Raw genomic sequence first — 13,830 nt, forward strand, 5'->3', positions numbered from 1 at the left:
GACGCGATAGCATAATTCACCCCCTCGCAAAGTGCGGATTATTGCCTTATGTCGCTTCCATGGAACAATATGTAAGCGTTACGCCCGAAGAGGCGATGCAAGCCCGCGACGGGGTCATCAAATTGCACGGGGCAGAAGGCTTTGAAGGCATGCGCAAGGCGGGCCGCTTGGCCGCCGAAATCCTCGATGCCTTAGTGCCGCATGTCGTGCCGGGCGTCAGCACTGAGGAACTCGACGATATCGTACGCGAGATGACCATACGCGGCGGCGCGGTGCCGGCAACCTTGGGCTATCGCGGGTACACGCACAGCTGCTGCATTTCGATCAACCATGTCATCTGCCACGGCATTCCATCGGACAAGAAATTGAAGGATGGCGACATCGTCAACATCGACGTCACGCCGCAATTAAATGGCTGGCACGGCGACACCAGCCGCATGTTCCTCGTCGGCGACGTGCCGGTAAAGGCAAAACGCTTGGTCGATGTGACCTATGAATGCCTGATGCTCGGCATCGAAGCCGCCAAGCCCGGCAACCGTGTCGGCGACATTGGCCACGCGATCCAGACCCACGCCGAAAAGCACCGCTATGGCGTCGTCCGCGATTTCTGCGGCCATGGCCTTGGCCAATTGTTCCACGATGCCCCCGAAATCGTCCATGTCGGCCGCCCCGGCACTGGGCCAGAGCTGCGTCCCGGCATGATCTTCACGATTGAGCCAATGATCAACATTGGCAAAGCCGCAGGCAAAGTCCTCGACGATGGCTGGACGGCCGTCACGCGTGACCGTTCATTGAGCGCACAGTTCGAACATAGCATCGGCATCACCGAAGACGGCTGCGAGATATTTACGAGCAGTCCGAAGGGGTGGCACCAGCCGCCTTATTGAGGTCTCTACCACGTCATGCTGAACGCGTTTCAGCATCTTACTTTTTGCGCGTGGTCAGGCTTACAACCGCAACCCAATCGTCTCGTCCAATCCGGCCATGATGTTCAGGTTCTGCACCGCTGCGCCGCTTGCGCCTTTGCCGAGATTGTCGAGCAATGCCAGCAAGCGGACTTGCGCGCCGTCGGGTGAGCCGAGAACGTAGAGATCAAGCCTGTCGGATGGTTCTTGGTTAGCGCGGATCAGCAGTTCCGCTGGCGGCGCGTCTTCGTGCACTTTCACGACGGGCGATTTGGTATAATGCTGCGACAAGGCCGCGCGCATTTCGTCGGGATCATCGCTGCCGGGCATGACCGAGATGGGCAGCGGTATTTCGACCACCATGCCACGGAACGCGCGCACCACGGCAGGCGAGAATATCGGCGCGAGGCCGAGCCCTGCATGTTGCTGCATTTCGGCGACATGCTTGTGATTCAGATCAAGACCATAAGTGCGAAAGCCGATGTCCGCGCCGTCGCCGCCTTCAAACCGTTCAATCAATGCTTTCCCGCCGCCCGAATAGCCCGACACCGCGTTGACGCTGTAGGGCCAGTCTGCGGGGATTAATCCGGCCGCAACCAGGGGTGCGATCAGCCCCAAAAAGCCGGTGGGGTAGCAACCGGGGTTGCTGACAAGGCGGGCATTGGCAATGCGTTCATGCTGACCGGTACGATATTCAGGAAAGCCATAGGCCCAGTTCGGGTTCACACGATGCGCGGTCGATGCATCGATGATGCGCGTATGGCCTGACGTCGTCATTGCCACCGCCTCTTTTGCTGCATCGTCGGGCAAGCACAGGATGACGAAGTCCGCGTCGTTCAATGCCTCGCGTTTTGCAGCGGGGTCTTTGCGTTTGTCATCATCGAGCGTGATGAGCGTGAATTCCGCGCGGCCAGCGAGCCGGTCCGCGATTTCAAGACCAGTGGTGCCCGATGCACCGTCGATGAAGATACTCTTTGTCATTTTAACTCACCCGCTCAAATAGACCGAAGCCCTGAGCAGCGGGCGCGCAGCGACCGCGCCCGTCGAAGGGTGCTTATCGGCGGCAGCGCAAACCTTGAAGCGCCCTTCGACAGACGCAATTGCTTCGCAACTGCTGCTCAGGGCTACGGTACGGGCCAAGACCAACGTCATGGTCAAAACATCACCCGCTTGCGCGCAACAATCGCTTCATCATACTCGGTAAAGCGAGCCGCCGCATCTGCCAGCGGTTCAATGCTCACTGCCATCGCGGTGCCATTGGCGTGGATGATGTTTTCGGCATCGGCCATGATACCAACATGACCGGGGAAGAATACCAGATCACCACGCTGCAACGCGTCGCCGTCGGCCAGCTCTTCGCCAAAGTCTGCCTGCTGCATATCGGCATCGCGTGGCGGCATGTGCCCTTTTAGTCCGAACACCAACTGCACAAGGCCCGAACAATCAATGGCGTTTCCACTGCGCCCACCCCAGCTGTAGGGCGTGCCAATCAACTGTTCTGCCAAATCCGCGGGTGATGCCGCAACGCGTCCGATTTCAGACAAATGGGCCAGCGGCACAAAACCGTTTTCGCACGCCAGATAGTTGCCGCATTCGCTTGGGCTGCCACAAAGCAATTGCGCACCCATGGGGTAGCGCGCCAGCACAGGCGCCTTTGTCGATGGTGCGGAAACCAGCAATGTCGCAGGTGCGCTGACGATATGCGTGGCGTCAAAATCATCGCCAAGCTCGGCAAAGCGGACATAACCCAGATAATTGTCGTGCAGGCAATAACCCCATGCCCATTCGCCCGCGACATCAAGCACGGCGAACGCCTCACCGTGCATTAACGCGCTAACGGGCATGGATGTAGCGTGCGCCTCGGCATGAATTTCGGTAACCGGCGCAATGCCCGTGCGCAGCATCGGCACCGCGTAATGCGGCGCGAACAGCTTTCCAGCCAGACTGATGTCGGCAAGGTCCCCGCGAATGGGCGTTGTGCGCTTGTCTCCGACAAGGCTGTGCCCACTCAATGTATATATGGGCCGCTTCCCCGCCCCCATCTGTCCGTCTGCCAACTAATTACGCCCCCGAAAATGTAACATGTTCGGCACCCTAACGTGCCGGATATTTGTCCGCCAGATAGCCGAAGACAGCGCGCAATCCAAGGGCTTCGCCGCCCTTTGGCCTGCCAGGCTTATTCGTGGGTCGCCATGCAAAGGTATCCAGATGCACCCAAGGCACATCATCAGGAACGAATTTCTGCATAAAGAGCGCCGCCGTTACTGCGCCTGCAAAAGCGCCGCCGCTGTTTGTCATGTCCGCGATATCGCTATCCAACAATTCCATATAAGGTGCCCATAATGGCATCCGCCACAGCGGGTCAGCCTGCGCCTTTGATGCTGCAATCAACGCGTCTGCTGTGTCATCATCATTGCTGAACATCGCTGGCAAATCAGGCCCCAAGGCAACGCGCGCCGCGCCGGTCAGCGTCGCAAAATCGATGATAAGTTCCGGCGCATCCTCAACCGCTTTGGTCAACGCGTCGGCAAGCACAAGGCGTCCTTCCGCATCGGTGTTGTCGATTTCAACCGTAATGCCCTTGCGGCTTTTAACGATGTCGCCGGGCCGCATAGCATTGCCCGATATGCTGTTTTCGGCAGCAGCGACGAGCATATGCAAGCGCACGGGTAAATGCGCAGCCATGATAAGCTCGGCCAGCGCAAGCGCATGGGCAGCGCCGCCCATATCCTTTTTCATCAGCCGCATGCCGCTCGCCGGTTTCATATCAAGACCACCGCTGTCGAACGTTATGCCTTTGCCCACAATCGCGATGCGTGGGTGGCGCGGGTCGCCCCATTCCACCTCAATCAGCCGCGGTGCATGTTCGCGCGCCGCTGCCTTGCCGACAGCATGGATGAGCGGATAGCCTGATTCCAACGCTTCGCCTGCTGTCACTGCCACGTCGGCCTTATGCGCCTTGGCGATGCGCTTAGCCTCAGCCTCAAGCGCATCGGGACCAAGGTCACCCGCCGGACGGTTGACGAGATCCCGAACCAGCGCCGTGGCGCGCGCCTGAAGCACGATATTATGGATTTTACCAGGTTCACGCACGAGCAACACGCGTGCGCCGGTTACTTTCGGTTCGCTCAGATATTCATGGTATCGATACTGACCAAGCACCCATCCAAGCATCGCTTCGCCAGCGTCGGCATCCAACAAGCGATAGCTTCCCTCGGGCAAAATGTCAGATAGCTTGGCCAGGTTCCAAAGCCCAAGCGCGGCGGCATCCGCCACACCGGCGACGACAGCCCATTCCCCCGGCTTGTCGCCAGGAAGTATCGCGGTATCGTTTACGCTACCTTCAAACTTCTGTGCTTTTACGGCCGTGCGGACAGGGTCGGGTTGCGCAGCAAGCCATGCAGCAAAGTCATTTTTATCGACTATGTGGATTGGAGTGGCCGGTTGGCCGTTGTCAGGTTGGATTAGATCGTCATAACGCATGAAGGATGCGATAGCGGCAATAGGCCAAGAACGGGAGATAATTCAGAAATGTCACGTATTTTTCTTTTGTTCTGGATGTCGATCGCAGCATTTGGCTTATCCGCATGCAACCGATCAACCGACGCACGTCCGCCGCTGCCCGAGGAAATTGCCGCAGTAGTGAAGCCTTTTTATGCGGCTGTGCGGCGCGGAGACCAAAAGGCGGCGGAGAAATATGTCGCACCGGGCTTCATTGACGACAGCCGCGTGCAGTTTACCGAAATGTCGCGAATTTTGAAGGATGCGCCACGACTTGCTCCGGCCATTCAACAACGTCAAGGGTCCGGGGCTTATCTGACGTTCGCTGGCCAGCATGGGAAAATGTGGGTTACGTCCGAAGTACGCGTGGTCCGGTACCGTAACAAGCCGATGATCGAATATTGGGATGTCACGACCACCGACAAAGCGCCCGAATTGGTTACGCACACGCAGGATATGAAACGCTACACAATCTACGCGCTTATGACGGTTGCCTTTGCTGCACTGGCCGGGCTTGCTTCACTTATTTGGGTGGTTCGCAACCGCACGCATATCATCGCGCCAGAGTCCGCCATCGAAACCCGCCGCGTTGCCGCGACGGTTCGCCATACGGAGCCCTGAGGCGGGCCCCACCATCTGGACAATTATTCGGCGGCTATGAGTGTTTCCGCATTCTCGCTATGCGATGCTGCGAAATGCGGTGCCGAAAAGACCATGACGCCGTCATCAACTGGATCTTGGGTCAGGATTTTCTTTTCAGCCGCATAATTTTGCAGCACCCGCCAAGGATGGCGGTCCCCATTCTTGGGCAGCGTGTCAAAACTGCGGGCGAAATAGCCTGAGCTAAAGTCCGTCACAAACGGCAACTTGGGCATATCCGGATCATCGAGATGCGGGGTTGCCACAAGCGCGTTTTTGTCATCCATTTTCCAAAGCAAACGACACACATAATCCGCAACGATATCGGTCTTCAGCGTCCAAGACGCGTTGATATACCCAAACACGCTGGCAAAGTTCGGAATGTCGTTGAACATCACGCCCTTGTAATTGAAATGCTCACCAAAATTGACCGCTTCGCCGTCCACGCTGATCGCTGTCTTGCCCATCGTGACAAGGTTCAGACCGGTCGCAGTGATTACGATATCGGATTCAATATGCTTGCCGGACTTCAGCTGAATGCCCGTTTTGGTGAAATGGTCGATATGGTCGGTCACGACCTCGGCCTTACCCTCGGTTATGGCGGTGAACATGTCGCTGTCTGGAATAAGACACAGGCGCTGCTCCCATGGGCCGTATTTGGGCACGAAATGGGTATCTACATCCACGGAGGCTGGCAGTGCTTCGCGGGCCATGTTGACCAGCTTTTCGCCCAGCTTCGCTGGGTTGCGGCGGGCATACCAATAAGTGAACCGCTGCATGTTAATGTTGCGCCAGCGCGTCAGTGCATAAGCGATTTTTTCCGGCAAGATTTTGCGAACAAATTTGGAGAATGGGTCGATGGCAGGACGCGACACCATATAGGTCGGCGAACGCTGAAGCATCGTCACCTGCGCGCCTTGCTGCGCCATCACGGGCACAATCGTCACCGCGGTCGCACCCGAACCGATAACCGTTACCTTCTTGCCGCTATAGTCGAGCCCTTCGGGCCAATGCTGCGGATGAACAATCTGGCCGTCAAAGTCCGCTTCGCCGGGAAAATCAGGCTTATAGCCCTGATCATAGTCATAATAACCTGCGCACATGAACAGGAAGCGCGCAGCAAAGTGCCGTTCCTCGCCACCGTCCACAGCCTTGGCCGTTACATGCCAGCGCGCATCGGGGCTGGACCAATTTGCCGAGACAACCTTGTGCCCAAAATGGATATGCGGCGCGATGCCATATTCATCAGCCGTTTCGTGCACATATTCATGGATCGATGGGCCATCAGCGATCGTTTTTTCATGCAGCCATGGTTTGAAGCGGTAGCCCAAGGTGTGCATGTCCGAGTCCGACCGGATACCGGGGTAACGGAAAAGATCCCAAGTGCCGCCCATGTCAGCGCGTTGTTCGACAATGGCATAGCTTTTATTGGGGCACTGCATGGTCAGATGCGCCGCCGCACCAATGCCGGATAAACCAGCGCCCACAATCAATACATCTACAACCGTTTCAGCCTGGGCCATGTCACTCTCCGCTCTATCCGAAAAATCTTACTGACATCGTTGCAAATTGCAACCGGCTTTCGCGCGCGCGTAAATGGCGCTAGGGCGTGGCGATATCAAAACGGGGATTGAATGATGGCAGACGGAACCGACGACGAATATGTCTACGACGAGGCATTTGGCGAATGGATTAGCGCGGCGGAGGCCAATGCCAAATCCGAACAGGACGGCGCAGTTGAGGTCCGCGATGCGGTCGGCAATATTCTGGCGGACGGCGATCAGGTCACGTTGATCAAGGACCTGACGGTAAAGGGCGCTGGCCAAACATTGAAGCGCGGAACGCTTATCAAATCCATCCGCTTGACGGGCGATGCGCAGGAGATCGACTGCCGGTTTGACGGGATCAAGGGACTCGTGCTGCGCGCGGAGTTTGTCCGGAAACGCTGATGGTTCGGATCGGCGGTCCGCGATGTGGATGTCCGGCACATTTTGGAATTAACAGCCAAGCTTATTGAAATAATGCCTGCCAATGCCCAACTGCGTTTTGCGGGCCGGGCCCCTCTGGTCGTCACCTGACGGCGATGTCGGACCGCTTTAAACCAATAAAGAGGAGACCCGATATGAACCCAGCCGTTGGAATGCCATGCCCTGTTTGCAAGGTCGCGCTTGTCATGAGTGACCGTCAGGGCGTCGAAATCGACTATTGCCCACAATGCCGCGGCGTTTGGCTTGATCGTGGCGAATTGGACAAGATCATCGAACGCAGCGTTGCTGCCGAGATGCCTGCACCGCAAGCTGCCCCACAACCCGTTCCACCGCAAGCGCCAGCCGGATTTGCACCGCCAGGCTATGGCCACCAGCAACCGGGCTTTGGCCATGGCTATCCGTATCAAAAGCGGAGGAAGTCATTTCTGGAAGAGCTGTTCGATTAACCTGCAATCGCAGCGCACAAAAAAAGGGCCGCCATTTGGCAGCCCTTTTTTTTAAACCTAAGCGCTGATTAATCAGCAGCTGAAAGATTTACAGCCGAAGCTTTACCGTTGCGGCCAATTTCGACTTCGAAATTTACGCGCTGCTCTTTGTCGAGCGAGTGCATGCCAGCAGCTTGAACAGCCGAGATGTGCACGAAGCTGTCATCGCCACCACCATCGGGTGCAATAAAGCCATAGCCTTTATCGGCATTGAAGAATTTTACGGTGCCAGTAGGCATAATATGTTCCTTTCACGAAACAGGTGACCACCGGGCAACAGCGCCAAGTGGGTAGCCAAGTCGTGTTGGGAAAAACGTTGCACGCTCCGCTTATTTCATCAGATACGCGCCTCAAATTCCGTCGCGGTCGACGATAGCGTGTTTGGCTTATACGCCTAATTTACGGCATTAGCAAATAACAAGGTCGAATCCTGATTTTCCCCTGCTTCACAGCCATTTTCGCAAGGTTCAGCCCCCGCCTCCGCGCCGCCCGCTTTAACCCAAAAGCCGTTTGCGGTTGGCGGTCACATGCTTGGCATAATGATCGATACTGCCGCTGACCATGCTTTCGGGGGTAAGCCCGTGCTTTCCGGTCATCAGGTCCGCGCCAAGCGCCAAGTTCGCCGCGACCTTCTCGCTCACCATCCGCTCCGCCTCGCGCACCGCATTTGGCCCGCCAAGCGCCAGACTGCCCAAGCGCGCGGCAATCACCATGTTGGATTCCGCCGCAAGCGCGAAGGCATCCATGGAAATGTCAAACCAGCTGGGATTTTTCGGCTTTGTCATGATGGTTCAACTTTTGCGGGCGATGAACGCGCAGCATAACGCGGATCGGGGGTTATGCCAGCCATTCCTTAACCGGCAATCCGCGAAAGGCGCGTGCGGTTGCGGGTGATCCATTCGGCCTTGTCATCATCCTGAAAATCGACCTGCTTTACCGTTTCGATGCTGTCGCCATCGCGCGTGGTCGTCAGGCGCAGTATTGCGGGGCGGTCATCATCCTTCCCCAACGCGTCTTCAACCATCGTCCAATGCGTCACATCAGCCGGAGCCCCGTCAAACCGCACCGCATAGGTAAATATCTCAACGCTGCGTCCCTTGCGAAATGTACCGGTGGCCACCGTCCCCGCCGCCGGATCCAAAAGCTCGACTGAGGTAATCCGCACATTCCCGACCTTTGGACCATCGTCAAAATCAGACTTGCGGATCATGGTCACGCCGTCGCCCTGATCCTCAATCTGCGTCTTGACCGGAATGCCGAACCATTTGTTCGCGCCATAATCCAGATATTCCAGCTTCCCCGACCATGTCCCCGTCATCGCGGCGCGCGCGGCGGCGATATCCACGGACGCAGGCTGGGCAAAGGCGGGGGCTGCTGCAGCAGCGGCGAGGATAAGAAGCGAGGCAATGACGCGCATGATATGTAAATCCTTATTTGGTTGATGGCCATAATGACGAACATCTATGCCCTTGGCATGCACAGCCATAGGGCAATATTGCACGCCAAAAGCGACAAAAGCGACCGCATATCGCATTATTTATGTCTCCCTTGTCGCTTTAACCGCGCGCGCCTGCGCCGAAAGCGCCGCAGACAGCCGCGTCTTAGGCAATAACGCCGCGTTCAGAACTTTGCGGTCGGGCGCATTCACGACCTCAACCGTGCCGCCGCGCATCACGCGCACCGTGGTGACGCCGTTAATCGCCTGATCCAGCGCGGTGTGAAATTGCAGGTCCGCGCCGCATGCAATCGCAATATCCCATGCCTCGGCAAAGCCAGCCGCCCCTGCCCGTTCGCGCAAGCGATAGGCCGATGCCCGCCCCATGCCCACCGCCCGCGCCGCCGGGCCAACCGCACCCATGACCGACAAGGCAGTGATAAAGCGCCGCTGCCGCTCCGCGCTCCACCCATCGGCCCGGCGGCGCTGCATCGGCACGGGGGTAAAGGCCAACAGATCATCAAAATCCGCATCGGAACCAGCGTCGGGGTTTGGGGCGGGGTTTTGGGGGGCGTTTGGATTGGGAGAAGATGCACGTGTCATGTCCGCGACTGAAACATAAAGCGGGCATTGTAGGAAAGTTGTTTTTTTGGAGAGCAAAACGGGGACATGCCATTGCGTGTCCCCGGCGAGGCGCGGTCAGTGTTTGGGGCCAAAGCTAGGGCTAGTCGAACGCAGGAGCGTAGCGAAGCCGGCCTTGGGGTTCTGGCCCAAACAAGCTTTGGGCGCGAAAATAAGGCGCATCACTTGGAATCAATGGCTCTAGTCCCGGAATATTGCGGAAGCCGAAACGCTCATAGTAAACAGGATTGCCCACCACTGCGACACCGGCAACCCCGCGCGTTATCAACGCGCTAATCCCTGCTTGAATCAATGCCGATCCGACACCTTTGAGTTGATAATCTGGCAAGACAGATACTGGCGCCATTTGAAGCCAGCCGTAATCCAATCCATCAATTGTTGTTGGGCTAAAACCAACATGACCAATAATCTGATTGGTGCCCGTGACCGCGACCAAAGAGAGGTACAAATCGCCCGCCGAGCGGAGCCTATCTACCAACTCTGCCTCCGTGCCATCACTAAACCACATCGGCTTGAACGCTACATCAACCAGTTCACGGATGTCGGCCACATCGCGGGCTTCTTCCTGTCGAATAGATATGTTTAATGAGCCACTCATCCTAACTGTCGCTTTTTTCGTACAAAGGCGAATGCCCGCTCAATGGGGATGATATTGTCCACCGAGACCTCCATTACGTTTTGGCCGCCGTCTTTTTCAGCAGCTCGATTGGATATCTAATTGAATAGCCGTTAGTTTTCTAGACGCCTTCTGCTTTCACAATCTGCTGCCGTTCGAACGCGACGGGTGACAGCATCCCGTTCCCAGCGTGCTTGCGCAACGGATTATAGAACACAACCCCAAAAGCGCGGTTAATATTTGGGGTTTGTCTTAGGTGTCGCGGTAATTTGTGAGGGTCTGAATATACGAACGGCTCGTATACGAGCCGCTCGTACTTGGACCACTCAATGATGAACGCTACCTTCTCACTAGGTTTCGGTGACAGTGCGCCCAACTCCTATTCAGTGCACTGTCACCGTAAATCTTTGTTTTTCAGAGATTGGAAAAGTCGAACGATGGGAACAGAAATGAAGCATCCGAACGTCATTATTCTTTCGATTATTGCTATCGGAATAGCCATTTTGGCATTTGTTCAAATATCGGGCTTTCTAAATGCGGCTGCTCCAACAGCTAAAGTCGAGACCAGCTACGAAGAGATAGTTGTAATTCTACTTACTACGGTGACAGTCCTTTTTACCGTAGCCGCACTTGTCATTGGTATTTTGGCATTCATGGGGCCTCGTGCAATACGCCGAGAAGCCACGAAATATGCCGAAAAAGCTGTGCTGAAGAGCATAGAAGAAGCGATGAAGCCGGGTGGTAAGGCCACCACGTTGCTTGAAAATGGGTTCCCTCCAAACGAGGGCCCAGTGAAAGATTGGATGGAGTTGCGGGTGGAGCGGCAGGTCATTTCGGTTCTGCCGTTAATCCTTGATCGTGTCGCAGTGAAATCAAGTGTAGGCCCCGTTGATCCGAAAGCGTCAGAGGATGAGGGGCAAGTAGATTGATGCCTGTTGATATTCCCCATGATGATCCTGCCGAGCGGTTGCTTTTAAGAGCATCTCCTGGCCATCTCGAAAAATTTTGGGATTTGATGGAGCAAATACCCGTGCCTGTTGGCAGCATCGCCGAAAGGCTTGGATTAGACGTCTACAGCGTCACCCTTGATCCTAACATATCTGGCTCGATTAGACGCGTTGCTCCAACAAAATTTGAGATACAAGTGAATGACACTGATGCGGCAGTCCGCCAGCGCTTTACCGTTTGCCATGAAATAGCCCACTATCTGCTGCACACATCATTTATCGATGCAGAAGGCATTGAGGATAACATCCTTTATCGTTCACAACTTTCCAATGCGCAGGAAGCAGAGGCCAATCGCTTTGCAGCCGCTCTGCTCTTGCCATGGAAAACTGTCAAAGACTGGCATTTTGAGCAATTTGGTGAGCCAGTAAACAAGACGAATTTGAAGGCCATAGCGGAGAAATTTCGCGCTTCAGACCTCGCGGTCGGCTATAGGTTTGGAATCTGATGACCCAGTTTTATGACCGCTACTACCCCACAATCTCCTTACGTCGCGGTGAGATGAGAGCCTTCAAGAAATTGCCCGATGGCGAAAAGCAAAAAATGCTACCTATCGTGCTGCTCGCGCCTTGGCTGAACTCAGTACGTTTTGAAAACTCAATCAATATAGTAAAGGGCAGTGTCGGTGATATCCCCATCATTGTAGACGTGGACAGGTACTACCAGAGCTCTTCAACGCTGGAATCTCGACAATATTTTTGGTCTCTACTCGACAAAAATGACGGTCCAAAAAATTGGATGAGCCTCGTGGAGGCTCACGAGAACTACATTCCTTGCTTACAGTTTTTGGGGACGAGTGAAGACCTTGTTCACGAGCAAATCGCATGGGCGCGGACACTGCGCCGAGGATTTTGTATACGTTATGAAATAAGCAATTTGCCTAAGGAATACGATCCAGCTCCGCTTCTTGAGAACATAAGGAATGATGATTGCCTGCTCGTTATCGATTTTGGATATAGTGATTATTCAGAAAACGTTAGTACCTACATTAAAGAATTCATGAGCAGGATTTTTGAGGTTTCGCCTGGGTTCAAAATCGTGGTTAGCGGATCAAATTTTCCTAATGACTTTTCCGACTTTGACAATTTTAGTCAAAGCCAACCAAACTCTGCCAGACAATATTTCAATGATGTCAAAGCACAATTTGGCAACTATGCTGTGTTTTTTGGCGATTGGGCGAGCACAAAACCTAGAAAATATGACGGGCACGGCTCCGCTCCCCGACCTAGAATAGACTACCCGGTGACCACTCATTGGATAATGGCGAGGTCCGCAAGGGATGGATGGAATTTTGAAGATGCAGCTTTAAGAATTACACGCCTTCCCGAATGGGCAGATCATCCCAAAATCTGGGGTACGGGCATGATTGAAAAGACCGCACTAGGGTTACCGGGAGGCATCAAAACTAATCCTGAAGTTATTGCAGCGCGGATCAACATACATCTATTTGTGCAAGCCAACGCAAATTTGCCCAATCCTCCCTCTCAACCGAGAGGTAAATGGAAAGACCCCATTTAGACGCTTCGGTTTTGATACCCCTCAATCATGCTCCCGATCACCCCCTCCCCCCAAAGATTTTACATTTCCCAAAACCTCTGCATAAACCTACAGCGGAAAAAAGCGGGGCGTAAATTGTGGGTGAATGATAGAGGTCGATGCAGTCATTACGTGGGTCGACGGGGCGGACCCCGCGCATAAGGCGAGGCGGGATTTCTATCTGGCGCAGGCCAAGGCGGAGGCGGATGCTTTCGCGCGTGCGCCGCTCCATGATAATGGCACCAACCCCCATCGCTGGGTCTGCAGTGACGAGCTAAATTATTGCGTGCGCTCCATCGCCAACAATGCGCCTTGGGTGCGGCGGATATGGATCGTCACCGACAATCAAATTCCGCAGATCACGCAATTGCCGCCCGAATGTGCGGCGAAGATCAGCATCGTTGACCATCGCGACATCTTTGACGGGGTGGACGATGCGTTGCCGACGTTCAATTCGCTGTCGATTGAAACGATGTTGTGGCGCATCCCCGGGCTTGCCGAACATTTCCTATATTTCAACGATGATGTCTTCCTAACCGCGCCAGTTACGCCGTCGGATTTCTTTGCCGGCGATGGCCCCGTGCTGCGCGGCAAATGGACCGACCACAGCGATCTGGCGGCCTGTGGCGCGAGCCGTGATGAGGCCAGCCTGCTGAACCATTTTAACCAGATCAACGCCGCGCAAATGATTGGCTATACCGCCGACCATGTGTTCGAAAGCGCGCATGTCGTGCACCCGATGCAGCGTTCGGTGATGGCGGACTTGTGTGCAACTTACGCGGCCGAATTTGCGCACAACGCCAGCTATCGCTTTCGCGACACCGCGCAATTCCTGCCGCAAAGCCTGCATAACCATGCCTGCCTTGCCGATAATAGCGCGGCGATATTGGACACGCGCGATTATCTGCACATTGCCGTCGGCGCGCATGGCCAATATTCCGCCGATGATGTCAGCGGCTTTCTGCGCGGGGCGGAGCGCGACGCAATCAAGTTTCTATGCGTCAATGACTTGCCAGAGGTGGAGCGCAGCTTCCCCGATGCACGTGTGTGGATCGAGGAAGCGATTGGCGGTTAGCCG

The 13,830-nt window shown here is 55.3% G+C and carries 17 protein-coding genes; 8 read left to right on the forward strand and 9 right to left on the reverse strand.

Features of this window, described 5'->3' with window-relative positions; genetic code table 11:
- The first annotated feature begins 59 nt into the window (after positions 1-59).
- Entirely contained in the window at positions 60-887 is an 828-nt protein-coding gene (gene map / locus ACIQZK_RS06715; protein WP_324478120.1) for a type I methionyl aminopeptidase, read from the forward strand.
- A gap of 60 nt (positions 888-947) precedes the next feature.
- On the opposite strand, the gene argC is transcribed toward map, so the two are convergent.
- The 3 genes from argC to ACIQZK_RS06730 all read right to left on the reverse strand — a co-directional run bounded on the left by argC (position 948) and on the right by ACIQZK_RS06730 (position 4,388).
- On the reverse strand, positions 948-1,886 hold the full coding sequence (gene argC, locus ACIQZK_RS06720; protein WP_397575449.1) for an N-acetyl-gamma-glutamyl-phosphate reductase: 939 nt from the start codon (positions 1,884-1,886) through the stop codon (positions 948-950).
- Between the two features lie 173 nt (positions 1,887-2,059).
- Complete coding sequence (locus tag ACIQZK_RS06725; protein ID WP_397575450.1) at positions 2,060-2,917, reverse strand: NlpC/P60 family protein; 858 nt, start codon at positions 2,915-2,917, stop codon at positions 2,060-2,062.
- A gap of 82 nt (positions 2,918-2,999) precedes the next feature.
- Positions 3,000-4,388, reverse strand: coding sequence for a leucyl aminopeptidase family protein (locus tag ACIQZK_RS06730; protein ID WP_397575451.1), 1,389 nt, complete (start codon positions 4,386-4,388; stop codon positions 3,000-3,002).
- 48 nt (positions 4,389-4,436) lie between these two features.
- On the opposite strand from ACIQZK_RS06730, the gene ACIQZK_RS06735 reads away from it, so the two are divergent.
- The gene (locus ACIQZK_RS06735) at positions 4,437-5,027 is read left to right on the forward strand and encodes a hypothetical protein (protein WP_397575452.1); all 591 of its coding nucleotides are present in this window, start codon (positions 4,437-4,439) and stop codon (positions 5,025-5,027) included.
- A 23-nt stretch (positions 5,028-5,050) separates the two neighbouring features.
- On the opposite strand, the gene ACIQZK_RS06740 is transcribed toward ACIQZK_RS06735, so the two are convergent.
- Positions 5,051-6,568, reverse strand: a complete 1,518-nt coding sequence (locus tag ACIQZK_RS06740; RefSeq protein WP_397575453.1) for a flavin-containing monooxygenase — start codon at positions 6,566-6,568, stop codon at positions 5,051-5,053.
- A gap of 114 nt (positions 6,569-6,682) precedes the next feature.
- Between ACIQZK_RS06740 and ACIQZK_RS06745 the strand changes: the two genes are divergently transcribed.
- Positions 6,683-6,994, forward strand: coding sequence for an alkylphosphonate utilization protein (locus ACIQZK_RS06745; protein ID WP_397575474.1), 312 nt, complete (start codon positions 6,683-6,685; stop codon positions 6,992-6,994).
- A gap of 224 nt (positions 6,995-7,218) precedes the next feature.
- On the forward strand, positions 7,219-7,479 hold the full coding sequence (locus ACIQZK_RS06750) for a zf-TFIIB domain-containing protein (protein ID WP_395628100.1): 261 nt from the start codon (positions 7,219-7,221) through the stop codon (positions 7,477-7,479).
- Positions 7,480-7,547: 68 nt separating this feature from the next.
- On the opposite strand, the gene ACIQZK_RS06755 is transcribed toward ACIQZK_RS06750, so the two are convergent.
- The 5 genes from ACIQZK_RS06755 to ACIQZK_RS06775 all read right to left on the reverse strand — a co-directional run bounded on the left by ACIQZK_RS06755 (position 7,548) and on the right by ACIQZK_RS06775 (position 10,193).
- A complete protein-coding gene (locus ACIQZK_RS06755; protein ID WP_183939847.1) occupies positions 7,548-7,757 on the reverse strand; it encodes a cold-shock protein in 210 nt (69 codons plus the stop codon).
- Between the two features lie 255 nt (positions 7,758-8,012).
- Positions 8,013-8,303, reverse strand: coding sequence for a hypothetical protein (locus ACIQZK_RS06760; RefSeq protein ID WP_397575454.1), 291 nt, complete (start codon positions 8,301-8,303; stop codon positions 8,013-8,015).
- 68 nt (positions 8,304-8,371) lie between these two features.
- Positions 8,372-9,052 carry a hypothetical protein gene (locus ACIQZK_RS06765; RefSeq protein WP_397575455.1) on the reverse strand — a complete coding sequence of 227 codons (681 nt, stop codon included), beginning with the start codon at positions 9,050-9,052 and terminating at the stop codon, positions 8,372-8,374.
- A 3-nt stretch (positions 9,053-9,055) separates the two neighbouring features.
- On the reverse strand, positions 9,056-9,556 hold the full coding sequence (locus ACIQZK_RS06770) for a hypothetical protein (protein WP_397575456.1): 501 nt from the start codon (positions 9,554-9,556) through the stop codon (positions 9,056-9,058).
- 121 nt (positions 9,557-9,677) lie between these two features.
- On the reverse strand, positions 9,678-10,193 hold the full coding sequence (locus tag ACIQZK_RS06775) for a GNAT family N-acetyltransferase (RefSeq protein WP_395635397.1): 516 nt from the start codon (positions 10,191-10,193) through the stop codon (positions 9,678-9,680).
- A 347-nt stretch (positions 10,194-10,540) separates the two neighbouring features.
- Between ACIQZK_RS06775 and ACIQZK_RS06780 the strand changes: the two genes are divergently transcribed.
- The 4 genes from ACIQZK_RS06780 (at position 10,541) to ACIQZK_RS06795 (ending at position 13,827) form a co-directional block, all read left to right on the forward strand.
- Positions 10,541-11,140 (forward strand): hypothetical protein, encoded by a 600-nt coding sequence (locus ACIQZK_RS06780; RefSeq protein ID WP_397575457.1) that lies wholly within the window; start codon positions 10,541-10,543, stop codon positions 11,138-11,140.
- On the forward strand, positions 11,140-11,664 hold the full coding sequence (locus ACIQZK_RS06785) for an ImmA/IrrE family metallo-endopeptidase (protein WP_397575475.1): 525 nt from the start codon (positions 11,140-11,142) through the stop codon (positions 11,662-11,664). The genes ACIQZK_RS06780 and ACIQZK_RS06785 overlap by 1 nt, the downstream gene beginning before the upstream one ends.
- Positions 11,664-12,734, forward strand: coding sequence for a hypothetical protein (locus ACIQZK_RS06790; RefSeq protein WP_397575458.1), 1,071 nt, complete (start codon positions 11,664-11,666; stop codon positions 12,732-12,734). The genes ACIQZK_RS06785 and ACIQZK_RS06790 overlap by 1 nt, the downstream gene beginning before the upstream one ends.
- A gap of 124 nt (positions 12,735-12,858) precedes the next feature.
- On the forward strand, positions 12,859-13,827 hold the full coding sequence (locus ACIQZK_RS06795) for a Stealth CR1 domain-containing protein (RefSeq protein WP_397575459.1): 969 nt from the start codon (positions 12,859-12,861) through the stop codon (positions 13,825-13,827).
- Positions 13,828-13,830 lie beyond the last annotated feature (3 nt).

The organism is Sphingorhabdus sp. (assembly GCF_044338195.1).
GTDB lineage: Bacteria > Pseudomonadota > Alphaproteobacteria > Sphingomonadales > Sphingomonadaceae > Sphingorhabdus_B.

Excerpts from the sequence above, each read along its gene's own strand:
- map (WP_324478120.1), top strand. The coding sequence starts at position 60 with ATGGAACAATATGTAAGCGTTACGCCCGAAGAGGCGATGCAAGCCCGC.
- argC (WP_397575449.1), bottom strand. The coding sequence starts at position 1,886 with ATGACAAAGAGTATCTTCATCGACGGTGCATCGGGCACCACTGGTCTT.
- ACIQZK_RS06730 (WP_397575451.1), bottom strand. The coding sequence starts at position 4,388 with ATGCGTTATGACGATCTAATCCAACCTGACAACGGCCAACCGGCCACT.
- ACIQZK_RS06735 (WP_397575452.1), top strand. The coding sequence starts at position 4,437 with ATGTCACGTATTTTTCTTTTGTTCTGGATGTCGATCGCAGCATTTGGC.
- ACIQZK_RS06740 (WP_397575453.1), bottom strand. The coding sequence starts at position 6,568 with ATGGCCCAGGCTGAAACGGTTGTAGATGTATTGATTGTGGGCGCTGGT.
- ACIQZK_RS06745 (WP_397575474.1), top strand. The coding sequence starts at position 6,683 with ATGGCAGACGGAACCGACGACGAATATGTCTACGACGAGGCATTTGGC.
- ACIQZK_RS06750 (WP_395628100.1), top strand. The coding sequence starts at position 7,219 with ATGAGTGACCGTCAGGGCGTCGAAATCGACTATTGCCCACAATGCCGC.
- ACIQZK_RS06755 (WP_183939847.1), bottom strand. The coding sequence starts at position 7,757 with ATGCCTACTGGCACCGTAAAATTCTTCAATGCCGATAAAGGCTATGGC.
- ACIQZK_RS06760 (WP_397575454.1), bottom strand. The coding sequence starts at position 8,303 with ATGACAAAGCCGAAAAATCCCAGCTGGTTTGACATTTCCATGGATGCC.
- ACIQZK_RS06765 (WP_397575455.1), bottom strand. The coding sequence starts at position 9,052 with ATGCGATATGCGGTCGCTTTTGTCGCTTTTGGCGTGCAATATTGCCCT.
- ACIQZK_RS06770 (WP_397575456.1), bottom strand. The coding sequence starts at position 9,556 with ATGACACGTGCATCTTCTCCCAATCCAAACGCCCCCCAAAACCCCGCC.
- ACIQZK_RS06775 (WP_395635397.1), bottom strand. The coding sequence starts at position 10,193 with ATGAGTGGCTCATTAAACATATCTATTCGACAGGAAGAAGCCCGCGAT.
- ACIQZK_RS06780 (WP_397575457.1), top strand. The coding sequence starts at position 10,541 with ATGATGAACGCTACCTTCTCACTAGGTTTCGGTGACAGTGCGCCCAAC.
- ACIQZK_RS06785 (WP_397575475.1), top strand. The coding sequence starts at position 11,140 with ATGCCTGTTGATATTCCCCATGATGATCCTGCCGAGCGGTTGCTTTTA.
- ACIQZK_RS06790 (WP_397575458.1), top strand. The coding sequence starts at position 11,664 with ATGACCCAGTTTTATGACCGCTACTACCCCACAATCTCCTTACGTCGC.
- ACIQZK_RS06795 (WP_397575459.1), top strand. The coding sequence starts at position 12,859 with ATGATAGAGGTCGATGCAGTCATTACGTGGGTCGACGGGGCGGACCCC.